The sequence below is a fragment of the Sphingomonas sp. STIS6.2 genome (assembly GCF_000732685.2).
Taxonomy (GTDB): domain Bacteria; phylum Pseudomonadota; class Alphaproteobacteria; order Sphingomonadales; family Sphingomonadaceae; genus Sphingomonas; species Sphingomonas aerolata.
Genome location: NZ_JPDP02000059.1, coordinates 1 through 3761 on the forward strand (window position 1 = coordinate 1; position 3761 = coordinate 3761).

At 61.6% G+C, this 3761-nt stretch carries 2 protein-coding genes and 1 pseudogene; 1 reads left to right on the forward strand and 2 read right to left on the reverse strand.

The window, feature by feature from the left end:
• A partial coding sequence (locus tag sphst_RS21215) for an alpha/beta fold hydrolase (protein WP_234387571.1) occupies positions 1-1963 on the reverse strand: 1963 nt, incomplete at its 3' end.
• Positions 1964-2157: 194 nt separating this feature from the next.
• On the opposite strand from sphst_RS21215, the gene sphst_RS10670 reads away from it, so the two are divergent.
• Positions 2158-3339, forward strand: a complete 1182-nt coding sequence (locus sphst_RS10670; RefSeq protein ID WP_199848951.1) for a spore photoproduct lyase family protein — start codon at positions 2158-2160, stop codon at positions 3337-3339.
• A 15-nt stretch (positions 3340-3354) separates the two neighbouring features.
• On the opposite strand, the pseudogene sphst_RS10675 reads toward sphst_RS10670, so the two are convergent.
• Positions 3355-3761 (reverse strand): annotated as a pseudogene (locus tag sphst_RS10675) (UV DNA damage repair endonuclease UvsE); the annotation flags it as partial.

Genomic DNA, 3761 nt, shown 5'->3' on the forward strand with positions numbered 1-3761 from the left:
TCAGCCAGTCGAAAGCGCGCTTCACTTGCGCCGTACCATTGCTTTCGAACGGTCGGCCGTGAGCGAAGATCACCCGGTCAGGCTCGAGCGCCACAATCGCTTGCACAGCCTTTTTAGCGTCCGCGCCACCTAGCCGTACAGGTAGCCGCAGGTAACGTGCGGTAGTGCCGTCGGTGGCAGCGGATGCCTGCATCAATAGCCGCGCGATAGGTGGCAGCTTGTCAGGATCGAGGTTCTCGATGAGGTCGACGAGCACGAGCGTCTTGGTCTGCCGGTGGAAGAACCAGACTTCGTTGAAGCCAGCACCCCCTGGCACGACGCCCTGATCAAGTGTGTCTGCCCATTCGACTGGAGCCGTCTCACCGAGTTCAGCATCGAACCGCACCGATGATGCGCGGACCTGAGCCCGGTCTTGTAGCCCAGGCGCTGCCCAAGTGGTTGCGTCAGGGTAGGCCCGTTGCCAGTCGGCAAGGAAAGTCCAGTGCGCGATGTTGGGTGCGACGAGATGCCGCACCCGTCCCAGTGCCTCGACGGCCTTGGCCAACTCGGCCGAATAGGGCGTTGGGGAGTGAAGCAACAGATCGCCGTTATTGAGCCGAAGGATCGTCATGCGCACAGGTAACGTCAGGCCCATCGCGTTTATTGGCCCGCTGTCGACGATCCAGACACCCTCGGCAAAAGGTTTCGGGACATCCAGTGGTGGATAGGTCGCGCGGTGCCGGGCGCCTTTATTCTCTGGACGTCGATTAGCGCCTGCCAACGCGCAGAGACCTATGGCAGCAACGCCGACGAAGCCAGCCGCGCCGACCAACCGACGCCGGCTGCGGGCTTTTGAAGAAGCTTGGGCGGTAAAGAAGTGTCGCATATCAGCGAGCAGGAGCTCAGGCTGTTCCAGCGCCGCGAAATGCCCGCCTGCCGCCATTTCGCTCCAGTGGACGATGTTGTAGGTCTTGCGAGCATGCGAACGCGGGGGCGGTGGGAAGACCGGATCAAGGAAGGCTGCGACGCCGGTCGGCACCTTAATACGGCTGCCGGCGGGAAATTGGCCCGACCCCTCCAATACGCGACCGCGGTACATCCAGGTCGATGTGATAAATGACCCCTCGACAAGGTAGAGCATGATGTTCGTGATGAGCGTATCCTCGTCGAAGGCCTGCCAAAGATCGGGCCGGCCCTGTTCGTCGCGCGGCACGTCCGCCCATGCACCGAACTTTTCCAGGATCCAGGCGGCAACGCCGACGGGGCTGTCCGCCATGGCGACCCCGAGCGTCTGCGGACGTGTGCCCTGCTCTTGCGAGTAACCGGTCTCCTCCTTGGCCAGCGTCGCGCGTCGTGCTGCCCAGGCGAGTTCGTCGGGCGTCTTCGGTGATACGTCTGCCGCCTGGATGAGAACCATGTTGAGGTGCAGCGCGTCGATGGCTTCAGGATGATCGTGCGCCATCCAGCTTCCGATTGCTGCGCCCCAGTCGCCGCCTTGCACCAGATAGCGAGCATCCCCGAACAGTTCGGTCATCAGGCCATGCATGATCTCGCCAGTTCGGCGGGGTCCGATCGGCGCGGCAGGACGCCCAGAGAAGGCATAGCCCGGGAGCGAGGGCACGACGACGTCATGGCCGTCGGCGACCAGCGGAGCGATCAGCGCTTCAAATTCGATGAACGACCCCGGCCAGCCGTGCAGCAGGAGCAGCGGTGGGCGCGAACCATCGCCACGCGCATGAATGAAGTGAAGGTTTTGGCCCAGCACCTCCGTCGTGAAGTGAGGTAAAGCATTCAGCCGACGTTCTTGCGCACGCCAATCAAACCGCGTGCGCCAATAGCCTACGAGCCGCTTGAGGTCTGCGAGGCCGACACCTGATTGCCAGCCTCCGGCGTCCGGCAGAGCGCCCCAGTCGAATGATGCGACTTTGGCGTTGATGAGGGCGAGCCGCTCGTCGGGTACTGCAATCGTAAAGGGCTTTGCCATCTCGTGTCCTAGCGTTTCAAGGGGAGGCGCCCCTTCTCAAGGCGTAGTAACGCACTCGCGTACGTCGCGTTCACATCCGCGGGCAGCCAGCGCGTCTTGTAACTCGCGTAGGTATGAGTCTCGAGACGCAGCCGGAGCGAGCGATGGAGCATAAGCGTTTGAAGCAGATGTCGCCAAAGCACGAAGCGTAGACTGTGACGCTCATCAAACGTTCGGTAGCAGACCGAGACATTGCGACCGATCAAGATTGTTATCCGGGCGGCGTTGAGCGAACCATTGGTACGGCAGGCGTGACTGCCCATATTTGCTCTATGGCCTTGCCGCGCACGCTCATCGATCCGAAGCTCATCTACCTGGAACCGGCCGTGCGAGATTACGCCTGCGGACGCGATGTATTGACCCGCTTTCCGAACGCCGAACTTGTCGAAGTAGCGAGCCATTGGAAGATACCGGAGCTGGCCGACCCGGCGCTGGCAGAAGATTGGCTTCGTGTAAAACGGGACACGCTCGTGCTCGGGGTCAAGAAGGGTATGCAGATGCGGCCAAACGGTCGCTCCGCCGACTTCATCGCGCCGTCATCGTCAAACGGCTGCGCTATGGCCTGCGCATACTGTTATGTCGGTCGGCGGAAAGGCTACGCCAACCCGATCAGCATTTTCGTCAACATCGATGACGTCACTGGCGCGCTGACCCGGCACGCAGCCAAGCTGGGCCCCAAGCCGGAACCCAATACCATCGATCCGGTCGACTGGGTCTACGACCTGGGCGAGAACGGCGACCTGTCGGTAGATGCCGCGCTGTCGAACAACGTCCGCGACCTCATCGCCGCCTTCAGAGCTATTCCGGGCGCCAAGGGATCGTTCGCGACGAAGTACGTTAATCGTGATCTGCTCAAGTACGACCCGCAAGGCCGCACCCGGATCCGCTTCAGTCTCATGCCTGAAACGATCGCCAAGATCGTCGACGTCCGGACCTCGCCAATGACGGAGCGAATATCCGCCATTAACGACTTCGTCGCCGCAGGCTACGAGGTGCACGTCAACTTCTCGCCCGTGATCGTCCACGAGGGCTGGGAGGTAGAGTGGAAAGCGCTTTTTTCGGAACTCGATCAGGCACTGTCACCTGCCGCCCGTGCGCAGCTCAAATGTGAGGTGATCTTTCTTACCCATAACGAGGGGCTGCACGACCTTAATCTTCAGTGGCACCCTCGCGCGGAAGAGTGGCTTTGGCGGCCAGACCTCCAGGAGCGCAAGCTGAGCGAGTCCGGCATGGTCAACCTTCGCTACAAGAGCCGCTGGAAGCGCCAGTGGCTTGACCGCTTCCTTGCCTGGCTTGGCGAGACTATGCCATATTGCGAGGTGCGCTACGCGTTCTAAACGCACCCGCCTGATCTACTCTGCTGCAAGATTGCCCTCATCGACGTCAGCCTCTTCGTCAGCGTCGACGCCATGCTCCAGCCTCGCCTCATCAGCTGCCAGGGCCGCTGCGTCCTGATCCGTGATGCCGAACCGGGCAGCGACATCAGGTGCGAAGCGCAGCAGGTCCGGACGGAGCCTTAGCAGGCTCAGATCCTTGGACTTGCCCTCCATCATCACGTCAAAGACGAGGCCATCAGCCATTCGCATGAAGGTCGCGAACTCGAAGGGGTTTGTGAAGTCAGCATGGCCCGTCCAGATTGGCGGGCGCAACACGGTCTTCACGCGCGCGGTTGCCTTTACCGGCGCCTTAAGCAGTTCACCTTTTTTCGCCTTTGCCGTTCCGGCGATCGCAGCCGCCCGCGCCTTGGGCGTGATCTTCT